The 19,669-nt window shown below is 71.1% G+C and carries 15 protein-coding genes; 8 read left to right on the plus strand and 7 right to left on the minus strand.

What is annotated here, in order from left to right:
* Nucleotides 1-2 precede the first annotated feature (2 nt).
* A complete protein-coding gene (locus ACZ3IJ_RS08140) occupies nucleotides 3-1,532 on the minus strand; it encodes a ricin-type beta-trefoil lectin domain protein (RefSeq protein ID WP_467466822.1) in 1,530 nt (509 codons plus the stop codon).
* 105 nt (nucleotides 1,533-1,637) lie between these two features.
* On the opposite strand from ACZ3IJ_RS08140, the gene ACZ3IJ_RS08145 reads away from it, so the two are divergent.
* The 3 genes from ACZ3IJ_RS08145 to ACZ3IJ_RS08155 all read left to right on the plus strand — a co-directional run bounded on the left by ACZ3IJ_RS08145 (nucleotide 1,638) and on the right by ACZ3IJ_RS08155 (nucleotide 6,108).
* Nucleotides 1,638-3,041 carry a class II fumarate hydratase gene (locus tag ACZ3IJ_RS08145; protein WP_467466823.1) on the plus strand — a complete coding sequence of 468 codons (1,404 nt, stop codon included), beginning with the start codon at nucleotides 1,638-1,640 and terminating at the stop codon, nucleotides 3,039-3,041.
* A 44-nt stretch (nucleotides 3,042-3,085) separates the two neighbouring features.
* On the plus strand, nucleotides 3,086-3,751 hold the full coding sequence (gene fomD, locus ACZ3IJ_RS08150; protein WP_467466824.1) for a cytidylyl-2-hydroxypropylphosphonate hydrolase: 666 nt from the start codon (nucleotides 3,086-3,088) through the stop codon (nucleotides 3,749-3,751).
* 290 nt (nucleotides 3,752-4,041) lie between these two features.
* Nucleotides 4,042-6,108: a SpoIIE family protein phosphatase gene (locus ACZ3IJ_RS08155; RefSeq protein ID WP_467466825.1), complete on the plus strand. Its 2,067-nt coding sequence runs from the start codon at nucleotides 4,042-4,044 to the stop codon at nucleotides 6,106-6,108.
* A gap of 105 nt (nucleotides 6,109-6,213) precedes the next feature.
* Here ACZ3IJ_RS08155 and ACZ3IJ_RS08160 read toward each other — a convergent pair whose 3' ends face one another.
* Nucleotides 6,214-8,403: a transglycosylase domain-containing protein gene (locus ACZ3IJ_RS08160; RefSeq protein ID WP_467466826.1), complete on the minus strand. Its 2,190-nt coding sequence runs from the start codon at nucleotides 8,401-8,403 to the stop codon at nucleotides 6,214-6,216.
* 305 nt (nucleotides 8,404-8,708) lie between these two features.
* On the opposite strand from ACZ3IJ_RS08160, the gene ACZ3IJ_RS08165 reads away from it, so the two are divergent.
* Genes ACZ3IJ_RS08165 through ACZ3IJ_RS08175 form a run of 3 tightly spaced genes read left to right on the plus strand, consistent with a single transcriptional unit; the run spans nucleotide 8,709 to nucleotide 12,258 of the window.
* Nucleotides 8,709-9,233: a PadR family transcriptional regulator gene (locus ACZ3IJ_RS08165; protein WP_391798714.1), complete on the plus strand. Its 525-nt coding sequence runs from the start codon at nucleotides 8,709-8,711 to the stop codon at nucleotides 9,231-9,233.
* Entirely contained in the window at nucleotides 9,230-9,913 is a 684-nt protein-coding gene (locus ACZ3IJ_RS08170; protein ID WP_467466827.1) for an ABC transporter ATP-binding protein, read from the plus strand. Before ACZ3IJ_RS08165 ends, ACZ3IJ_RS08170 begins: the two co-directional genes overlap by 4 nt.
* Nucleotides 9,910-12,258 (plus strand): ABC transporter permease, encoded by a 2,349-nt coding sequence (locus ACZ3IJ_RS08175; RefSeq protein ID WP_467466828.1) that lies wholly within the window; start codon nucleotides 9,910-9,912, stop codon nucleotides 12,256-12,258. Before ACZ3IJ_RS08170 ends, ACZ3IJ_RS08175 begins: the two co-directional genes overlap by 4 nt.
* Before the next feature lie 112 nt (nucleotides 12,259-12,370).
* Here ACZ3IJ_RS08175 and ACZ3IJ_RS08180 read toward each other — a convergent pair whose 3' ends face one another.
* A complete protein-coding gene (locus ACZ3IJ_RS08180) occupies nucleotides 12,371-13,306 on the minus strand; it encodes a hydrogen peroxide-inducible genes activator (RefSeq protein WP_467466829.1) in 936 nt (311 codons plus the stop codon).
* 150 nt (nucleotides 13,307-13,456) lie between these two features.
* On the opposite strand from ACZ3IJ_RS08180, the gene ACZ3IJ_RS08185 reads away from it, so the two are divergent.
* Both ACZ3IJ_RS08185 and ACZ3IJ_RS08190 read left to right on the plus strand, forming a co-directional pair.
* Nucleotides 13,457-14,011 carry a peroxiredoxin gene (locus ACZ3IJ_RS08185; protein WP_260229113.1) on the plus strand — a complete coding sequence of 185 codons (555 nt, stop codon included), beginning with the start codon at nucleotides 13,457-13,459 and terminating at the stop codon, nucleotides 14,009-14,011.
* Nucleotides 14,012-14,017: 6 nt separating this feature from the next.
* Nucleotides 14,018-14,551, plus strand: coding sequence for an alkyl hydroperoxide reductase (locus ACZ3IJ_RS08190; RefSeq protein WP_329116564.1), 534 nt, complete (start codon nucleotides 14,018-14,020; stop codon nucleotides 14,549-14,551).
* A 134-nt stretch (nucleotides 14,552-14,685) separates the two neighbouring features.
* On the opposite strand, the gene ACZ3IJ_RS08195 is transcribed toward ACZ3IJ_RS08190, so the two are convergent.
* The 4 genes from ACZ3IJ_RS08195 to ACZ3IJ_RS08210 form a co-directional block, all read right to left on the minus strand.
* Complete coding sequence (locus ACZ3IJ_RS08195; RefSeq protein ID WP_467466830.1) at nucleotides 14,686-15,393, minus strand: hypothetical protein; 708 nt, start codon at nucleotides 15,391-15,393, stop codon at nucleotides 14,686-14,688.
* Nucleotides 15,390-17,030: an AI-2E family transporter gene (locus ACZ3IJ_RS08200; protein ID WP_467466831.1), complete on the minus strand. Its 1,641-nt coding sequence runs from the start codon at nucleotides 17,028-17,030 to the stop codon at nucleotides 15,390-15,392. Before ACZ3IJ_RS08200 ends, ACZ3IJ_RS08195 begins: the two co-directional genes overlap by 4 nt.
* Nucleotides 17,031-17,146: 116 nt before the next feature.
* Nucleotides 17,147-17,836 (minus strand): aggregation-promoting factor C-terminal-like domain-containing protein, encoded by a 690-nt coding sequence (locus ACZ3IJ_RS08205; protein WP_391798720.1) that lies wholly within the window; start codon nucleotides 17,834-17,836, stop codon nucleotides 17,147-17,149.
* Nucleotides 17,837-18,212: 376 nt separating this feature from the next.
* Nucleotides 18,213-19,535, minus strand: coding sequence for a PhoH family protein (locus ACZ3IJ_RS08210; RefSeq protein WP_352190479.1), 1,323 nt, complete (start codon nucleotides 19,533-19,535; stop codon nucleotides 18,213-18,215).
* Nucleotides 19,536-19,669: the final 134 nt, after the last annotated feature.

Here is a 19,669-nt window from a genome sequence, read left to right on the forward strand (position 1 = left end):
CGCTACGCGAACCGCTGGTTCGCCGAGCCGTCGCAGTTCTGCAGCCGCAGCGGCTGCTTCGCGGCGGCCTGCGTCAGGCAGAGCCCGGTCGCGGCCGCGGGCCTGATGGTGGCCCCGTCGCGTACGAACCTCTGGTTCGCGGCGCCCGAGCAGTTCCAGACGATCAGCGCCTCGCCCGCGCGGTAGCGGGCGCCCGGCACGTCCAGGCAGCGGTCCTGGGTCAGTTCCGTGTGGAGGGTCTGCCGGGCGGGGTCGTACCACCAGCCCTGGTTGCGGCCGCCGTGGCAGTCCCAGCCGAGCACGGCGGTGCCGTTCCTGGACGTGGCCGCGTCGACGTCCGCGCAGTTGCCGGTGGCCTGGTTCTTCAGCGGCCGGTAGACGTCGTCCCAGGCGTACGGGAAGAGGGTCGGCGTCCCGCTGGAGTTGACGTCCGCGCAGCCGGCCTCGCGGAGACCGGAGTCGTAGAGCTGCGTGAGGCACGACGCGAAGGCGCGGTGACCGCTCGCGTTCGGGTGGAAGGACTGCCGGAGCGAGTTCTCGTCGGGGGTGCCGGGCTTGGAGAGGTCGATGTACAGACCGCGGGCCCAGGTGTCCTCCATGCACACCTCGTGGCCGTGGAAGAGCCGCGAGTTGTCGAGGTAGGTCGCGCCGGTGTTCGCCGCCGCCCTGCGCATGCCGCGCTCGAAGGCGGGCACGGCGGTGTTGCGGCCCCAGACCGTGTCGGAGTCGTAGCCCAGGCCGCCGCAGACGAGCTTGCCGGGGAAGTTCGGATTGTCGGGGAAGTCGGGGCCGATGGGGCTCGGGTAGCCCATGACGACGAGCTTGTAGTCGCCGTCGGCGTAGCCGGCGTCGCGCATCACGGTCCTGAGGTCGCGCACCGTCTGCTCGACCTTGGGGACGAGGGCGTCGACGCGGGCCTGCCAGCCGGGAGCGTACTTCGGCTCGCACGCGCCCTGGAACGTGAGGTAGCGGGTGACGCAGTCGGTCATGACGGGCCCGAACTGGAGGTCGTCGTTGGCTCCGGCCACGAGCAGGACCATCTTGATCCGGGTGTTGCGGGCCTTGACGGCCAGGTTGTCGCTCTGGACCAGCTCGTCGGCGTACTGCTTCGAGCCGCCGATCCTGATGTTGCCGCTGTAGGCACCGGAGCAGGACACGTTGAACGTGAGGTCCGCGGGGATCCCGGTGCGGTGGATGGCGGCTTCGGGCGAGCGGTGGCACCAGTTGCTCGGTCCGTTGGTGGGCGGTTCGTACGTGCCGACGCCCTCGCCGGAGATCTCGCTGTCGCCGAGCGAGATCAGGCCGCTCTTGCGCTGCGCGAGCGGGCGCTCCTCGGGGCTGCCGTAGATCCTGGTCGCCTCGGCGGCCCGGACGGCTTCGAGCTCGGGCGGCAGCGGTACGGCGGAGACCGCCGCCGGGGGTGTGCTCGGGGCCGCGCCGGCGGGGGCGGCGGCCCCCGTCGCTCCGAGGACCGCGGCGGCCGCGGCCGAGGCCGCGATCGCCCAACGGAGTCTGTACCTGGTGCGCCTCATTGCGCCTCCTGGAAGTGGGGTTACCCACGGTTTTTACTGGCTGGTAAGCGCAAGGGGAATAGGCAGAACAAGACAAGTGCTCACCTTTGTATGGAGGTTGACGTCATGAGCGACGACACGAGCGGCTACCGGATCGAGCACGACTCGATGGGCGAGGTGCGGGTCCCCGCACACGCCAAGTGGCGGGCCCAGACCCAGCGGGCGATGGAGAACTTCCCCGTCTCGGGACAGCGCCTGGAGCGCGCCCACATCGAGGCCCTCGCCCGGATCAAGGCCGCCGCGGCCAAGGTCAACGCCTCGCTCGGGGTGATCGACCAGGACCGCGCGGACGCCATCGCGGAGGCCGCCGCCGAGGTCGCCGAGGGCCAGTGGGACGAGCACTTCCCGGTGGACGTCTTCCAGACCGGCTCGGGCACCTCGTCCAACATGAACACCAACGAGGTCATCGCCACGCTCGCCACCGAGCGGCTCCCCGAGGGGCGCGAGGTCCACCCCAACGACCACGTGAACGCCTCGCAGTCCTCCAACGACGTCTTCCCGTCCTCGATCCACATCGCCGCCACCGCCGCCGTGACCCACGACCTCGTCCCCGCCCTCGACCATCTGGCCGCGTCGCTGGAGCGGAAATCGGCCGAATTCGCGACCGTGGTGAAGTCCGGCCGGACGCATCTCATGGACGCCACGCCGGTGACCCTCGGCCAGGAGTTCGGGGGCTACGCGGCGCAGGTCAGGTACGGCGTCGAACGCCTGCGCGCCTCCCTCCCCCGACTCGCCGAACTCCCCCTCGGCGGTACGGCGGTGGGCACCGGCATCAACACGCCACCCGGCTTCTCCGCCGCGGTCATCGCCGAACTCGCCGGCACGACGGGGCTCCCCCTCACCGAGGCCCGGGACCACTTCGAGGCCCAGGGCGCCCGGGACGGCCTGGTGGAGACGTCGGGCCAGCTCAGGACCATCGCCGTCGGTCTGACGAAGATCTCCAACGATCTGCGCTGGATGGCGAGCGGTCCGCGTACGGGGCTGGCCGAGATCAACCTCCCCGACCTGCAGCCCGGCTCCTCGATCATGCCGGGCAAGGTGAATCCGGTCATTCCCGAGGCCGTCCTGATGGTCGCCGCGCAGGTGACCGGAAACGACACCACCGTGGCGGTGGCGGGCGCGGCCGGCAACTTCGAGCTCAACGTGATGCTCCCGGTGATGGCCAAGAACCTGCTGGAATCCGTACGGCTCCTGGCCAATGCCGCGCGTCTGCTGGCGGACCGCACCGTCGACGGCATCACCGCCAACGCCGAACGGGCCCGGGAGTACGCCGAGTCCTCGCCGTCCGTCGTCACCCCGCTGAACAGGTACATCGGCTACGAGGAGGCGGCGAAGGTGGCCAAGAGGTCCCTGGCCGAACGGAAGACGATCCGCCAGGTGGTCCTGGAGGGCGGCTACGTCGACCGGGGCGACCTCACCGTCGAACAGCTGGACGAGGCGCTCGACGTGCTGCGTATGACTCATCCGTGACCTGCATCGCAGCGGTCGAGGAGGCGCACCCCTAATATCTGTGCATGACAGGATCGGGTGGTTCTCAGCACTGGGCGCCGGGGGATCACATCCTCTGGCGCTACCTCGACAACGCCTCCGGCGACGTGCACATCTGCCGTCCCGTGACCGTCGTGCGCGACACCCCCGACCTGCTCGCCGTCTGGATGGCGCCGGGCACCGAGTGCGTCAAGCCGGTGCTCGCCGACGGCACCCCCGTCCACCAGGAACCCCTCGCCACCCGCTACACCGCGCCCCGCACCACGGTCCGCTCGCGCTGGTTCGGGACGGGTGTGCTGAAGTTGGCCCGGCCGGCCGACCCCTGGTCGGTCTGGCTGTTCTGGGACCGCGGCTGGCTCTTCCGCAGCTGGTACGTGAACCTGGAGGAGCCGCGCACCCGGTGGTCCGGCGGCGTCGACTCCGTGGACCACTTCCTCGACATCTCCGTCTACCCCGACCGCAGTTGGCTCTGGCGGGACGAGGACGAGTTCGCGCAGGCCCAGCGGTCCGGTCTGATGGACGCGGCGCAGGCCGAGCGCGTCCGGGCGGCCGGCAGCGCGGCCGTCGAACTGATCCGCGCCTGGGGGACGCCGTTCCGCGACGGGTGGGAGGACTGGCGGCCCGATCCCGGCTGGACCGTTCCCGAACTGCCGTCGGACTGGGATCGCACCCCGGCGCACACGGCACCGTGAGACCCTTGATGCGCCCCCGGGGTGCAAACGTAGGATCGTCCTCCGCACGACGATGATCCACCGAACACGGTGTCAACCACACAGCACAGCGCAGGACCTGACCGTAAGTCATTCTTGAGGGGGAGAGCAGTGCCGGACGTCTGCCCGGGTGTGCCGACCCCTGTCGTAGCCGCTGCTCGCGGGGCATTCAGATCCACCGCGCGCCAGGGGTTTATCCCCCGCGAAGGCGCGGCATCGGCGAGAAGAGCGAGTGCATCGCACCACCGGCCCGGACGGACGGAATCCCACGCGTGACGGAGCATCCCACCTCCCACGAAGGCCGGCAGCCGCTGGCTGCCCGGCCGCACGAGCGCACCCGCCCCCGGCAGCAAGCGGCCGAGGCGCCGGTGCCGGCGCAGCCCGGTTCGGCAGGTCCCCGGTCCGCCGCCGTCGGCAGACGCCCCGACGACACGCCTGGCGCCGACCGTGAGCACACCCCCGACGGCACGGGCGACGGCGGAGGCCGGCCCGTGCCCGGCCAGGTGACGCCGCCCGCGGCCGCCGCCCCGGGCTCCACGCCCGCGCAGGCGGGTGCTCCGGCGGCCGCGGTGGCCGTGAACGCCACCCCGGCGATCCCGGGCTCCCCGGGCACCCCCGGCGCGCCGCAGTCGCCGGACGGCGCCGCGGCCCGGCGCGAGGGCGACCGGCTCCGGTTCGTGGGCGCGGCGACCCGGCGGATCGCACGCGGGATAGACCTCGACGAGATCGTGCTCGGGCTCTGCCGGGCGACCGTGCCGACCTTCTCCGACGCGATCCTGGTCTATCTGCGCGATCCGCTCCCGGTCGGCGACGAACGGCCGGTCGCGCCGTTCGTGCTGCGGCTGCGCCGCACCGACCGGCTCCGTTTAACGGACGTGGAGGGCGAGGAGCTGACCCTCGTCCCCGACCCGGACCCGACCCCCGCGGCCGAACTCTGCGAGGTGCGCTCCGGCGGGAACCTGGCGGAGGTGCTGCGCGGCGTGCGGCCGGTCTTCGGCGACTCCGCGGCCGCCCGCGCCGCGCTGTCCGAACTGCTCGGCCGGGAACACGTCCTGCCGGGCGGCCACCGGGCGATCCTCGCCCCGCTGCGCGGCCGGCGCCGGGTCATCGGCGCCGCCGTCTTCCTGCGCCGCCCCGAACGGCCCGCGTTCGAGCCGAACGACCTGCTCGTCGCGGCCCAGCTCGCCACCCACACCGCGCTCGGCATCGACAAGGCCGTGCTCTACGGCCGTGAGGCGTACATCGCCGACGAACTCCAGCGGACGATGCTCCCCGACTCGCTGCCGCAGCCGACCGGCGTCCGGCTCGCCTCCCGCTATCTGCCGGCCGCCGAGACGGCCCGGGTGGGCGGTGACTGGTACGACGCGATCCCGCTGCCCGGCAGCCGGGTGGCCCTGGTCGTCGGCGACGTCATGGGCCACTCCATGACGTCCGCGGCGATCATGGGCCAGCTGCGGACCACGGCGCAGACGCTCGCCGGGCTCGACCTGCCGCCCCAGGAGGTCCTGCACCACCTGGACGAGCAGGCCCAGCGGCTCGGCCAGGACCGGATGGCGACCTGCATGTACGCGGTGTACGACCCGGTCTCGCACCGGATCACCATCGCCAACGCGGGCCATCCGCCGCCGATACTGCTCCACCTCGGAGGCCGTGCCGAGGTCCTGCGCGTTCCGCCGGGCGCGCCGATCGGCGTGGGCGGGGTCGACTTCGAGGCCGTCGAGCTGGACGCCCCTGCGGGCGCCACGCTGCTGCTGTACACGGACGGTCTGGTCGAGTCGCGGCTGCGGGACGTGTGGACCGGGATAGAGCAGCTCCGCGAGCGCCTTGCGGCGACCGCCCAGCTGACCGGCCCGGACCACTCGCCGCCGCTGGAGGCCCTCTGCGACGACGTCCTCGACATGCTCGGCCCGGGTGACCGGGACGACGACATCGCGCTGCTCGCGGCCCGTTTCGACGGGATCGCGCCGAGTGATGTGGCGTACTGGTTCCTGGAGCCGGAGGACGCGGCGCCGGGGCGGGCGCGGCGGCTCGCCCGGCGGGCGCTGGCCCGCTGGGACCTGGAGGAGCTCTCGGACTCGGTCGAGCTGCTGATCAGCGAGGTCGTGACGAACGCGGTCCGGTACGCGGAGCGGCCGGTGACGCTGCGTCTGCTCAAGACGGACGTGCTGCGCTGCGAGGTCGGCGACGACTCGCCGCAGCTGCCCCGGCAGCGGCGGGCGCGGGACACGGACGAGGGCGGGCGCGGGCTCTTCCTGGTGAACCGGCTGGCCAGGCGGTGGGGGGCGACCCGGCTCTCGGGTGGCAAGGTCGTCTGGTTCGAGCTGCCGACGCGTATCTGAGCGTGGCACGGCGCGTGGCGTGACACGGCGAAGGCCGGACCCGAAGTGGGTCCGGCCTTCGCCGTGTGGCCGCTCGGTGCCGGCGCTCGGTGCCGGCGGCCCGTGTCAGCGCTCGGGGCGGAGGTTCTCGGTGCCGACGTCGCCGTCGACCGGTGGTTCGATCGTCGGCGGCACCGGGTCCGTCGTCTGCGTGGGCGGCGGCGGCACCGTGACTGTGTCCGTCGGCTGCGGCGGCGTGGTCGCGGTCGAGGTCGGCGGGGGCGTCGGGTCCGGGGACTGGGTGACGGGCGGCGGGGTCGACGTCGGGGCGTCGCCGGTCGGCGTCGTGGTCGGGTCGGGCTCCACGACGTCGTCGAGGCCGTCGGTCTCCAGGTCGAAGCGGGCGTCGGAGCCGCCGTCGAGCGCCGCTGCGGTGTAGTCGCCCCAGATCTCGGCGGGGGTGCGGCCACCGTTGGCGCGGCCCGGGTTGATCGTGTCGGTCAGGGTGACCTGGTTACCCTTGGGGTCCTCGCCGAAGAGGCCGACGGCGGTGACCAGTTCGGGGGTGTAGCCGACGAACCAGGCGGAGCGGTTGTTCTCCGAGGTTCCGGTCTTGCCGGCGGCCGCGTAGTCGCCCGCGGCCCGGAAGCCGGAGCCGCTGCGGACGACGCCGGTCATCGCCTTGGTGACGGTGTCGGCGGCCTCGCGGCTGATGACCTGGCCGCCGATCGACTTCACCGGCTCGGCCTTGCGGTCCTTGTGCTCGGCGGACTTCACGATGGTCGGGGTGACCTTGACCCCGTGGTTGTCGAGCGTGGCGTAGACGCCGGCCATGTCCCAGGTGGAGGCGCCCATGGTGCCGAGGGACATCGCGGGGGTCTCCCCGAAGTCCGCCCCGTCCTTCATGCCGAGGTCGATCGCGGTCTTCTTGGTGGTGCCCGGGCCGACGTCCACGATCATCTGCGCGTACACGGAGTTGATCGAGCTGTTGGTGGCCTTCTGGACGGTCACCGGTCCGTAGCTGCGGTTGTCCTCGTTCTCCGGCTTGAACGGGATGGAGCTGCCGACCACGGGACGCTTGCTGGTGCCGTCGTAGATCGTGCCGAGGCCGATCTTCCGGCCGTCCTGGGTCAGCGCGCGGTTGTCGAGCGCGGAGGCGAGGACGATCGGCTTGAACGTCGAGGCGGGCTGGTAGTCGCGGCGGGTGGCGTTCGACGTCCAGTGCTCGGTGGCGCCGACGCCGCCGTACATCGCGACGACCTTGCCGGTCTTCGGGTCGACGGAGGTGGCGCCCGCCTGGACGGTGGCGTCCTTCTTGTCGCCCTTGCGGTCGAGCTTCTTCTCCAGCTGCCGCTCGACCGCCTTGACCAGGTCCTTCTGCTTCTGCTCGTCGATGTTGAGGGTGATCGTCCAGCCCCCGGCCTTGATGTCCTCGGTGCTGATGCCCTGCCGCATGAGCTCCTGGTTGGCGGCCTCGACGAGGTAGCCGCGCTGGCCCTCCATGCCGGGGGCGGCCTTCTCCTTGCGCGGGGCGGGGAACTTCAGCGTGGCGCGCTCGGCCGGGTCGAGCCAGCCCTCCTCGACCATGTTGTCCAGGGTGTAGTTCCAGCGCTCCTCGACCAGCTTGCGGCCGGTGGGCGTGGCGGCGGTCCAGTCGTACTGGTTGGGGGCCTGGAGCAGTGAGGCGAGGTAGGCGCCCTGGGCGACGTTCAGCTTCGAGGCGTCGACACCGTAGTACGACTGCGAGGCGGCCTGGATGCCGTAGGCGCTGCGGCCGTAGAAGCTCGTGTTCATGTAGCCGGCGAGGATGTCGGTCTTCGACATGCGCTGGTCGACCTTGAGCGCGATCACCATCTCGCGGAGCTTGCGGGTGACCGTCTGGTCCTGGTCCAGGTAGTAGTTCTTCACGTACTGCTGGGTGATGGTCGAACCACCCTGCTTGCCCTTGCCGGTGATCGTGTTGAGGGCGCCGCGCGCGGTGCCCTTGATGTCGATGCCGTTGTCCTTGTAGAAGGACTTGTTCTCGGCGGCGACGAAGGCGTGCTGCACGTCGAGCGGGATCTTCTCCAGGCCCACGATCTCGCGGTTGATCTCGCCGGTACGGGCGAGGATCTTGCCGTCCGCGTACTTGTAGACGTTGCTCTGCATGGTCGCCTGAGCGTTGGCGGTCGGCACCGGGACCATCAGGTAGATCGCGTAGAAGGCGCCCATCACGAGCAGGCAGCCGACGAAGAACGTGCCCAGGATCTTCTTCCAGGTGAAGAGGCGGCGTATGCGCCCGCCCTTCTTCCCCTGGCCCTTGTCCGCTCGGCCCATGTTCTCCGTCGCTCCGCTCGTCGTGTTCTCGTCGTCGTGCTGTCGACACCGTGCTGTCGACGCCGTGGTGTCGCCGTCGGCTCTCGGGCGGGTGTCCGCTCCGGATCAGCTCAGCAAGCTAACACCGCCGATGCCGACAAAGTGCACTCGATCCGGTCTTTTCCGGACGTGAGAATCAGCACCTGCTTACGGTGAAACCGACGCTTCTGGGCCCCGGATGGTTGTGCGTCGCGGGTCACATTGCGTGTCATCGCTGGTCACCGCAGCTATACATCGTGCGTATACACAGGGTGTAGAGTGACGGCATGTCAATCGGACACACCCTTCTCGGGCTCCTGGAGTCCGGCCCGCGCCACGGCTACGACCTCAAGCGCGCCTTCGACGAGAAGTTCGGCCACGACCGCCCGCTGCACTACGGGCAGGTCTACTCGACGATGTCCAGGCTCCTGAAGAACGGCCTGGTCGAGGTCGACAGCATCGAGGCCGGCGAAGGCCCCGAGCGGAAGCGGTACGCCATCACCGAGGCCGGCGTCACCGACGTCGAGCAGTGGCTGGGCCGCCCCGAGAAGCCGGAGCCGTACCTCCAGTCCACGCTCTACACCAAGGTCGTCCTCGCGCTCCTCACCGGGCGCGGCGCCGCCGAGCTGCTCGACGTCCAGCGCGCCGAGCACCTCCGCCTGATGCGCGAGCTGACCCGGCGCAAGAAGGGCGGCGACCTCGCCGACCAGCTGATCTGCGACCACGCCCTCTTCCACCTCGAAGCCGACCTGCGCTGGCTGGAGCTGACCGCCGCCCGGCTCGACCGCCTCGCCGAGGAGATCCGCCGATGACCGCCACCCCCCTGCTCCGGGCGAGCGGCCTGGACAAGGCCTACGGACCGACCCCGGCGCTCTCCGGCGCCGAGTTCGCCATCCGGGCCGGCGAGGTCGTCGCCGTGATGGGCCCCTCCGGCTCCGGGAAGTCCACGCTCCTGCACTGCCTCGCCGGCATCGTCCGGCCCGACGCCGGAACCATCGACTACGACGGGCGCGACCTCACCACGATGTCGGACGGCGAACGCAGCGCCCTGCGCCGCACCGATTTCGGCTTCGTCTTCCAGTTCGGGCAGCTCGTGCCGGAGCTGACCTGCGTCGAGAACGTCGCCCTTCCGCTCCGCCTGAACGGCGAGAGCCGCAGGCGCGCCGAGTCCCGCGCCCGGGAGTGGCTGGACCGCCTGGAGATCGGCGACATCGCCGGCAAGCGGCCCGGCGAGATATCCGGCGGCCAGGGCCAGCGCGTGGCGGTCGCCCGCTCGCTCGTCACCGCCCCGCGGGTGCTCTTCGCCGACGAACCCACCGGCGCGCTCGACTCCCTCAACGGCGAACGCGTCATGGAGCTGCTCACGGACGCGGCCCGCGACACCGGCGCCGCCGTCGTCCTCGTCACCCACGAGGCCCGCGTCGCGGCCTACTCCGACCGCGAGGTCGTCGTCCGCGACGGCGCGGTCCGCTCCACGGAGTGGGCGGCATGAGGCTCCGTACCTGGTCCCGCGACCTGACGCTCGGCGCCCGGTTCGCGGTCACCGGAGGCCGCTCGGGCCTGCTCCGCACCCTCCTGACCGCGCTCGGCGTCGGCATCGGCGTGGCCCTGCTGCTCGCCGCCGCCTCCCTGCCCGGCATGCTCTTCCAGCGGGAGGTCCGCGAGGCGACCCGCTCCGTCGACGGCAGCGAGCAGGAGACCGGCCCCCGCCCCGACACCTTTCTCCACCTCGGGCAGACGACGCTCTACCGGGACCAGGCCGTCACCGGGCTCCTGCTGCGCCCCGAGGGCACCGAGACCCCTCTCCCGCCCGGTACGGCGAAGCTGCCCGCGAGCGGCGAGATGCTGGTCTCGCCCGCGCTCCGCGAGCTCCTCGACTCCCCCGAAGGCGCCCTCCTCGAGGAGCGGCTCCCCTACAAGGCCGTCGGCACGATCGGCGACGCCGGCCTCATCGGCCCGGCCGAACTCCGCTACATCGCCCAGGTCGACTTCCTCACCACGGACAACTACGACGGGCGCGCCTCCCGCTACGGGTGGTCGGTGCCCGAGGAGCCCTTCAACGCGTTCCTGATCCTCCTCGTCCTCGTCGCCTCCGTCGTCCTGCTGCTCCCCGTGCTCGTCTTCATCGCCACCGCCGTCCGCTTCGGCGGCGAACAGCGCGACCGGCGCCTCGCGGCCCTCCGGCTCGTCGGCGCGGACACCGCGACGACCCGTCGGATCGCGGCCGGCGAGTCCCTGGCCGGCGCACTCGCCGGCCTCGCCGTGGGCGTCGGACTCTTCGCGGTCGCACGGCAGTTCGTGGGCACGGTCACCATCTGGGACGTCAACGCCTTCCCCTCCGACGTCGCACCGATGCCCGCCCTCGCCGCGCTCGTCCTCGCCGTCGTCCCCGTCGCCTCCGTCGTCGTCACCCTCTTCGCCCTGCGCGGAGTGGCGATCGAACCCCTCGGCGTCGTCCGCTCCGCCACGCCGCGCCGCCGCCGGTTGTGGTGGCGGCTGCTGCTCGTGGCAGCAGGCGCGGCCCTGCTCGTCCCGCTGTTCGGGACGGTGGAGATCGGCCAGACCACCCTCGACACCGTCGGAATCGGAGCCGGAGTCACACTCTGCCTGACCGGCCTCACCACCCTGCTGCCGTGGCTCGTCGAAGCCGGCGTGAAGCGGCTCCACCGGGGGCCGGTCTCCTGGCAGCTCGCCGTACGCAGGCTCCAGCTGAGCAGCGGTACGGCGGCCCGTGCCGTCAGCGGCATCGTCGTCGCGGCGGCCGGCGCGATCGCGCTCCAGATGCTCTTCCAGGCGATGGAGGGCTCCTTCACACAGGCCACGGGCGAGGACGCCACGCGGGCCCAGCTCGTCGCCGCGACCGAGGCGAAGACCGGCGACGAGGCCCGGGAGATGATCACCCGGTTCACGGACACGCGGGGCGTCGAAGGGGTGTCGGGCACGATCGTCTCGCATGCCTGGCGGCCCGGCCCCCTGAAGGACGGCGAGGACTTCGCCCCGATCACCTCGGTCAAGGTCGGCGACTGCGCCTCGCTCCGCGAGTTCGCGAAGCTGCCCTCCTGCACGGACGGCGACGTCTTCGTCGCCCTCTCCCACGGAGCCCAGGGAGGAGCGCCCGACAGCTGGGTCATGGAGACCGCGAAGCCGGGCAGGACGGTCGCCCTGCGCGACCCCGAAGCGCACAAGAGCACGCTCCCGACGTGGCGCATCCCCGCCACCGCCCGGATCGTCGACTCCCGCCCCGACCCGACCGGCATGTACGAGTTCGGAATCCTCGCCACGCCGTCGTCGGTCGACGCGGCCCGGCTCGACGCCCCCGCCGCGCTCGCCATGGTGCGGCTCGACCCGGCCGTACCGGACGCCGCGGAGTACGTACGGAACACGGCGGCGGCCCTGGACCGGACCTCATGGGTCCGTACGCTCAAGAACACCGAGCGGAGCGCCCAGTTCGCCAGCGTCCGCACCGGCATCCTCGTCGGCTCCACCCTCACGATGCTCCTGGTGGCGGCCTCGCTCCTGGTCACCACGCTCGAACAGCTCAGGGACCGCAAGCGGCTGCTCTCCGCGCTGGTCGCCTTCGGCACCCGGCGCACCACCCTGAGCTGGTCGGTGCTGTGGCAGACGGCGGTGCCGATCACGCTCGGCCTCGCCCTGGCCGTGGCGGGCGGGCTCGGCCTCGGCGTCGTCCTGCTGAAGATGACAGACCAACAGGTCCTGGACTGGTGGGTCTTCCTGCCCGTCACCGGCGTCGGTCTCGCCCTGATCGCGGCCGTGACCCTGCTCAGCCTGCCGATGCTGTGGCGCCTGATGCGCACGGACGGGCTGAGGACCGAGTAGGACCGGCTGAGACCGAGGAGGACGACCAGGACCGACCAGGACCGACCAGGGCCGAGTAACCCTTCGAGTCCGTGTACGACGCGTGGGCGTCGGTTCCCGCAGCCGGGGGGCTTCAGGAACCGGCGCCCACCACCCGTACCGGCAGGCGCCGCATCGCACCCCGCAGCGCCCCGGCCAGCTCCTCGAACTCCGCCTGCCGGGCCGCGCCCGTACGCATCGCGAGGGCGACCTGCCGTGAGGGCGCCGGATCGGTGAAGCAGCCGGTGAACAGGGCGGCGTTGCGCGCGGTCTCGACCTTCACCGCCGTCCGCGGGAGCAGCGTCACCCCGAGACCGCCCGCCACCAGCTGGACCAGGGTGGAGAGGCCCGCCGCGGTCGTCGTGACCGGCGCCCCCTCCGTGCGACCCGCCTCCCGGCAGATGTCGAGGGCCTGGTCACGCAGACAGTGCCCCTCGTCGAGGAGCAGCAGGTTGAGCTCCTTCAGCGCCTCGCGCGGAATGTCGTCCCGGCCGGCCAGCGCATGGCCACGCGGCGTGACGAGCACGAAGTCCTCGTCGAAGAGCGGGAGTTCGGTGACACCGGGCACACCGAGCGGCACCGCGAGCAGCAGCAGGTCCAGCCGTCCGGCCGCGAGCCCCTCCAGGAGCGAGGACGTCTGCTCCTCGTGGACCTGGAGGTCGAGCTCCGGATAGCGCTCGTGGACCAGGCTCAGCACCGTGGGCAGCAGATAGGGCGCGACGGTCGGGATCACACCCAGCCGCAGCACCCCGGTGAAGGGGGCCTGCGCCGCCTCCGCCTCCTCCATCAGCTCCGCCACGGCGTCCAGGACACCCCGCGCCCGCACCGCGAGCCGCTCACCCGCGGGCGAGAGCAGCACTCTGCGCGTCGTACGCTCGAGGAGCTGGACACCGAGTGCCTCTTCGAGAGCCGAAACCGCGCCCGAAAGCGCCGGCTGGCTCATCCCGATCGCCGCCGCCGCATCACGGAAGTGCAGATGCTCCGCGACCGCCGCGAAGGCTCTGAGCTGGGACAGGCTGGGTTGTTTCACACGTCGTGCCGGGATCACTGATAACCACCTTCGATCAACCCGAGGCAGTCTAGCTATTTCACTGATCAATGCACTCCGTGCCAGGATGAAGCCCGTCCAACCCCTCACGGAAGACCCCAAAAGGGACCCTTCCCACTGCAAGGAGAGCGCGTGCTCACTGTCGGTGACCAGTTCCCCACCTACGACCTGACCGCCTGCGTGTCGCTGGAGAGCGGCAAGGAGTTCGAGCAGATCAACCACAAGTCCTACGAGGGCAAGTGGCGCGTGGTGTTCTTCTGGCCCAAGGACTTCACCTTCGTCTGCCCGACCGAGATCGCCGCCTTCGGCAAGCTGAACGACGAGTTCGCGGACCGCGACGCCCAGATCCTCGGCGCCTCCGGCGACTCCGAGTTCGTGCACCACGCCTGGCGCAAGGACCACGCGGACCTGCGTGACCTGCCCTTCCCGATGCTCGCCGACTCCAAGCACGAGCTCATGCGCGACTGCGGCGTCGAGGGCGAGGACGGCTTCGCCCAGCGCGCCGTCTTCATCGTCGACCCGAACAACGAGATCCAGTTCACGATGGTGACCGCCGGTTCCGTGGGCCGTAACCCCAAGGAGGTCCTGCGGGTCCTCGACGCCCTGCAGACCGACGAGCTGTGCCCGTGCAACTGGACCAAGGGCGAGAACACCCTCGACCCGGTCGCGCTCCTCTCGGGCGAGTGATCTGACATGGCTCTCGACGAACTCAAGTCCGCCATACCGGACTTCGCCAAGGACCTGAAGCTGAACCTCGGTTCGGTCATCGGCAACAGCGAGCTCCCGCAGCAGCAGCTCTGGGGCACGGTCCTCGCCTGCGCGATCGCCTCGCGCTCGCCGAAGGTCCTCGCCGAGCTGGAGCCGGAGGCCAAGGCCAACCTCAAGCCCGAGGCGTACACGGCGGCCAAGTCCGCCGCCGCGATCATGGCGATGAACAACGTCTTCTACCGGACCCGGCACCTGCTGTCGGACCCCGAGTACGGGACGCTGCGCGCCGGTCTGCGGATGAACGTCATCGGCAACCCGGGCGTCGAGAAGGTCGACTTCGAGCTGTGGTCGCTGGCCGTCTCCGCGATCAACGGCTGCGGCCAGTGCCTGGACTCGCACGAGCAGGTCCTGCGCAAGGCCGGTGTCGACCGCGAGACGATCCAGGAGGCCGTCAAGATCGCCTCGGTGATCCAGGCGGTCGGCGTGACGCTGGACGCGGAGGCGCTCATCGCCGAGTAGGCGAGCGCGCCCGACAGGAAGGGCCCCGGGGTCTCCGCCCCGGGGCCCTTCCGTCGTCTCCCGGGCCCTGCTCGTCGTCTCCCGGGCCCCACTCGACATCTCCCGGGCGCTACCGCCCATCTCGCGCGGGGCCGTCAGGGCTTCTTGAGCGCGGCCATCAGAGCCGTCATGTCCTGGGCGAGGACGGTCTCGACGCCGGAGAGGTCGACCGCCGGGGCGGGGGCGGCCGGCTCGTCCGTCTCCGGGTCCCAGTCCGCCTGCCGGCGGAAGGAGATCATCAGCTCGGCCTGACCGTCGAGGACGCGGATCCACGCGCTCCCGTTCTCCGCCTCACGGTGGACGAACGCCCGCTCGCCGAGCCCTTCCACCGGCTCCGCGTCCTCGTTCCAGACGCCCAGGCGCGGCTCGAACTCCGGCTCGGGGTCGGTGACCTTGTGCAGGTCGTAGGCGACCTCGACGCTGAACCCCGTCTCGGGCGACCCCATCGTGGCGAAGCAGAGGGCCTGGTCGAGAGCGGGGTGCTTCGTCGTCGGGATCTCGTGGTCCACGGACTTCGCCCCGAGCACCACGGACAACGCCTTCAGTTCGGCCTTCTCGCAGAGCTCGTCGACGGTGCGGTACCCCCTGAGGTCCGGCGCCTCGTCCTGGCTCCGCTCGTACGCGTACAGCCCGCCGGCCCACACCGCAGAGGCCACCACCGCACCGCCGAGCACCCACGGCCAGGGGCGGCGGGGGCGCGGCGCCTTCGGCTCGCGCGGCTCTCCGGGTTCGCGGGCCTCCGGATCGAGCACCTGCGCCGGCGGGTACGCGACACCGCCCACCAGTTCCGGCTCGGAGATCACGCGTCGCTCCTGTCCCTGGAACCGGGCGCCTTGACGGGCGCCACGGCGAAAGCGGTCGCACCACGCGGCTCCGGCGTGCTGAGCAGCGCCTGTTCGTGGCTGTACGCGCGCAGATATCCGACCACGGTGTTGGTGACGGCGACCAGCGGCACCGCGACCACCGCGCCGCCGATGCCGGCGGTCAGCCCGCCCGCCGCGACCGCGAGGACGACGGCGAGCGGGTGGACCCGGACGGCCCGGCCCAGGATGAACGGCTGGAGCACATGGCCCTCGATCTGCTGCACCGCCAGGACCACGAGGAGGACCATCAGGGCGGTGAACACCCCGTTGGTGACCAGCGCGACCACGACCGCGAGGGCACCGGAGATGACGGCGCCGACGAGCGGGATGAAGGCGAAGAGGAAGATGAAGACGGCGAGCGGGACGGCCATCGGGACCTCGAGGAAGTACAGCCCGAGGCCGATGAAGACCGCGTCGATGAGGGCGACGAGCACCGTTCCGCGCACATACGCGGTCAGCGTGCGCCAGGCCCGCGGCCCCGCGCCCGCGACACCCGGGCGGGCCTGGGCGGGCACCAGCTTCAGCGTCCACTGCCAGACCTTCTTCCCGTCGTAGAGGAGGAAGAGGGTCGAGAACATCGCGAGCAGTATCCCGGTGATCGCCTCGATGATCACGGTCACGCCCTGGAGTCCCGCGGAGGTGATCTGCTCGGTGTTCGCACCGATCGTGTCGCTGAGGTTCTTCGCGATGTCGTTGATCTGCTTCTCGGTCACGTGGAACGGGCTGTCGAGGAGCCAGCGCTTCAACTCCTCGATACCGTCCCGGACCCGGTCCGAGAGGTTGTCGATGTTGTCCATGACCTGCCAGACCACGAACCAGCCGACCAGCCCCATGATCACGAAGCCGGAGACGGCGGTGACCGCCGTGGCGACCCCGCGCGGCAGCCCCATCCCGCGCAGCCGTGCGACGGTCGGCTGGAGCAGGGCGGTGATGAGGAGCGCGGCGACGAAGGCGAGGACGACCAGCTGCACCGAGCTGATCACCTTCATCAGGACCCAGAGGGTGCCGGCGAGTACGAGCAGACGCCAGCCCGCCTCGGCGGCGACCCGCATGCCCCACGGGATCGCGGCGACGGGATCCGGCCGGGCGGCGACGGCGGGGGCGTAGGCGGGCGGCGCGGGAACGGAGACGGCCACGGCGGTCTGCTGCGGCGCCCGCCGCTTCCCGGGCCACCGCTCGGCCTCGCGGCCCGACTCGGACGGGGTCTCACGGCCGGGGTCGTGGCCGGGGTCGCGGTCTGCTCCGGACGCGGGGACGGCGGCCGCCGGTCCGGACGAGGACGCCCCCGCGGGGGACTCGTCGATACCGGACACCGGCCCCGCTGCCGACCCGGATGCCGATCCCGGTGCCGACCTCCGTGCCGACACGGACGCCGAGCCGGACGCAGACTCCGGGCCGCGGCTCGTGGCGGGTTCGTCGCCCCGGTCCGGCCCGACGCCCTGGCCGGTGGACACGGACGCGTCGCCCGCGCCCAGGTCGTGCGCACGCTCGGCGCGGACCCGGCGCTCGTCCAGGCGCTCCCCCATGCGGCTCAGCTCTTCGCCCAGCCGGCTCAGCCATCCTGGCAGTCTCGACATCTCTTCTTCCTCTTCCCCCGCTCACTCCCCCGGGGAGCACGTCTGCCCGAACCTACACGCATGAAGCCCCCCACCGTAGGACGGTGAGGGGCTCAGCAGGGTTGAGAGCGCCGGTACTAGTACCAGCGGTTGGCCTGCCAGAAGTTCCACGCGCCGCAGGGGCTGTCGTAGCGGCTGTTCATGTAGTTCAGGCCCCACTTGATCTGGGTGGCCGGGTTCGTCTGCCAGTCGGCGCCGGCCGACGACATCTTCGAACCCGGGAGGGCCTGGACGAGACCGTACGCGCCCGAGGACGGGTTGGTCGCCCGGTAGTTCCAGCCGGACTCGTGGTCCACGATGTTGCTGAAGCACTGGAACTGCGAGGCCGGGATCATCTGGCGAGCGATCGCCTTGACCTCGGAGATGGAGTACGAGCCCTGGGCCGAGAAGCTGGACGCGTCACGGACGGAGGAACGCTCGGCGCGCTCGGCGGCCTCCTTGCGCTCCTTCTCCGCCTTGTCGGCAGCCTTCTTCTTCGCCTCGGCGTCCTTGGCCGCCTGAATACGGGCAGCCTCCTCCGCGGACTTCTTCATGGCCGAGTCGGCCGCGGCGGCCTGGACGGCGGCCTGCTCCGAGAGCGAGGAGACCTGTACCTGGGCCTGCTCGCCCGCGGGAATGTCCGCGAGCAGCGTGGTGTCGGCCGCGGTGGCCTCGAAGTTGTCGTCAGAGGGCTGGGTGTTGCCCGAGGCAACGCCCACGACGGCGCCGACGGTGGTGACCGCAGTGGCCGAAGCCACCGCGAATCCCCGGACCGAGATCCGGCTCACACGGTTTCCTTCCAGCATCGTCCACAGAGGTGACCACGTGGGCGAAATCGTGCCCCTGGCGCTGGTCTCCGACGTACTGGGTCACAGAAGACACGGGCCCGTGGTGCTGTGGGCGGCATACGGCGAACGAGTGTTGAGTTGTGTGGTGCAGCACCTCTGGAGGTGCACGTGTGCCGTATGCGGGGCCTGACGGAAGCAAGACTCTGCCGGACGCCGATACCGCAAGGCAATTCTGCGTTGCGTGTGAAAGCTCACACCTCGCAAGTCGCACGAGTTTTGGCCGATTTCCCGGACAGCACGACGCCGCCCGGCTAAGCTCCTGCGCTCTGCCGGGCGGCGCCAACTCCCGTACCCGTACGGGATCGTGCGAATCGGGTCAGATCTGAACATCCTCCAGCATTTCGGTCACCAGGGCGGCGATCTGCGACCGCTCCGAACGGGTCAGCGTGACGTGCGCGAAGAGCGGATGCCCCTTCAGCTTCTCGACCACGGCGACGACTCCGTCGTACCGGCCGACCCGGAGGTTGTCGCGCTGGGCGACGTCATGCGTCAGCACCACCCGCGAATTCGCCCCGATCCGGGACAGAACGGTCAACAGGACGTTCCGCTCCAGCGACTGGGCCTCGTCCACGATGACGAACGCGTCATGGAGCGAGCGACCCCGGATGTGGGTGAGCGGCAGGACCTCCAGCATCCCGCGCCCGAGCACCTCCTCGATGACCTCACGGCCCGCCACGGCCGAGAGCGTGTCGAAGACCGCCTGCGCCCAGGGGCTCATCTTCTCGGCCTCGCTGCCCGGCAGATAGCCGAGCTCCTGGCCGCCGACCGCGTACAGCGGACGGAACACCATCACCTTCTGGTGCTGCCGGCGCTCCAGGACCGCCTCCAGGCCCGCGCACAGGGCGAGCGCCGACTTGCCCGTACCGGCCCGGCCGCCCATCGAGATGATCCCGACGTCCGGATCGAGGAGCAGATCCAGCGCGATCCGCTGCTCCGCGCTGCGGCCCCGGATGCCGAAGGCCTCCCGGTCGCCGCGCACCAGCCGGACGTTGCCCTCCGCCGTGATCCGGCCGAGCGCCTTGCCCCGCTCGGACTGCAGGACCAGACCCGTGTGCACCGGAAGCTCGGCGGCCTCCGGCACGTACAGCGTCTCCTGGTCGTAGAGGATGTCCACCTGGTCGGCCGAGAGGGCCAGTTCGGACATTCCGGTCCAACCGGAGTCCGTGATGGCCAGCTCCGCGCGGTACTCCTCCGCGAGGAGACCGACCGAGGACGCCTTGATACGCAGCGGCAGGTCCTTGGAGACGACCGTGACGTCGTACCCCTCGGCCTGCAGATTGCGCGCGACGGCCAGGATCCGGGAGTCGTTGTCCCCCAGCCGGTAGCCGGCCGGGAGCACTCCGGGGTCCGAATGGTTCAGCTCGACACGCAGAGTGCCGCCCAGCTCCCCGATGGGGAGCGGGGCGTCCAGGCGCCCGTACCGGACCCGGAAGTCGTCCAGGAGGCGCAGGGCCGCCCGGGCGAAGTAGCCGAGCTCGGGGTGGTGCCGCTTGGCCTCCAACTCGGTGACCACGACGATCGGGAGCACGACCTCGTGCTCGTCGAACCGTGACACGGCGTTGGGGTCGGCCAGCAGGACGCTGGTGTCGAGTACGTAGGTGCGCCTGTCGGACAAGCGGCGCTTAGTGCTGGTCACCACGGAAGGACAGACCCCCTTTGACGACCCCTGAGAGGTCGGGGCGCGACGGAAGCGGTGTCGCTGCGGGATGGGACCGGGCTCTGGCCACGATGCGCGGGCCGAGCTCCGGCCCTCCGCTCCGTCCGTACATGTCC

The sequence above is a fragment of the Streptomyces sp. NPDC013317 genome, from assembly GCF_055563155.1.

Coding starts and splice junctions, on each gene's coding strand:
- ACZ3IJ_RS08165 (WP_391798714.1), top strand. CDS start 8,709: ATGTCAATCGGACACACCCTTCTCGGGCTCCTGGAGTCCGGCCCGCGC.
- ACZ3IJ_RS08190 (WP_329116564.1), top strand. CDS start 14,018: ATGGCTCTCGACGAACTCAAGTCCGCCATACCGGACTTCGCCAAGGAC.
- fomD (WP_467466824.1), top strand. CDS start 3,086: ATGACAGGATCGGGTGGTTCTCAGCACTGGGCGCCGGGGGATCACATC.
- ACZ3IJ_RS08140 (WP_467466822.1), bottom strand. CDS start 1,532: ATGAGGCGCACCAGGTACAGACTCCGTTGGGCGATCGCGGCCTCGGCC.
- ACZ3IJ_RS08200 (WP_467466831.1), bottom strand. CDS start 17,030: ATGTCGAGACTGCCAGGATGGCTGAGCCGGCTGGGCGAAGAGCTGAGC.
- ACZ3IJ_RS08170 (WP_467466827.1), top strand. CDS start 9,230: ATGACCGCCACCCCCCTGCTCCGGGCGAGCGGCCTGGACAAGGCCTAC.
- ACZ3IJ_RS08145 (WP_467466823.1), top strand. CDS start 1,638: ATGAGCGACGACACGAGCGGCTACCGGATCGAGCACGACTCGATGGGC.
- ACZ3IJ_RS08175 (WP_467466828.1), top strand. CDS start 9,910: ATGAGGCTCCGTACCTGGTCCCGCGACCTGACGCTCGGCGCCCGGTTC.
- ACZ3IJ_RS08160 (WP_467466826.1), bottom strand. CDS start 8,403: ATGGGCCGAGCGGACAAGGGCCAGGGGAAGAAGGGCGGGCGCATACGC.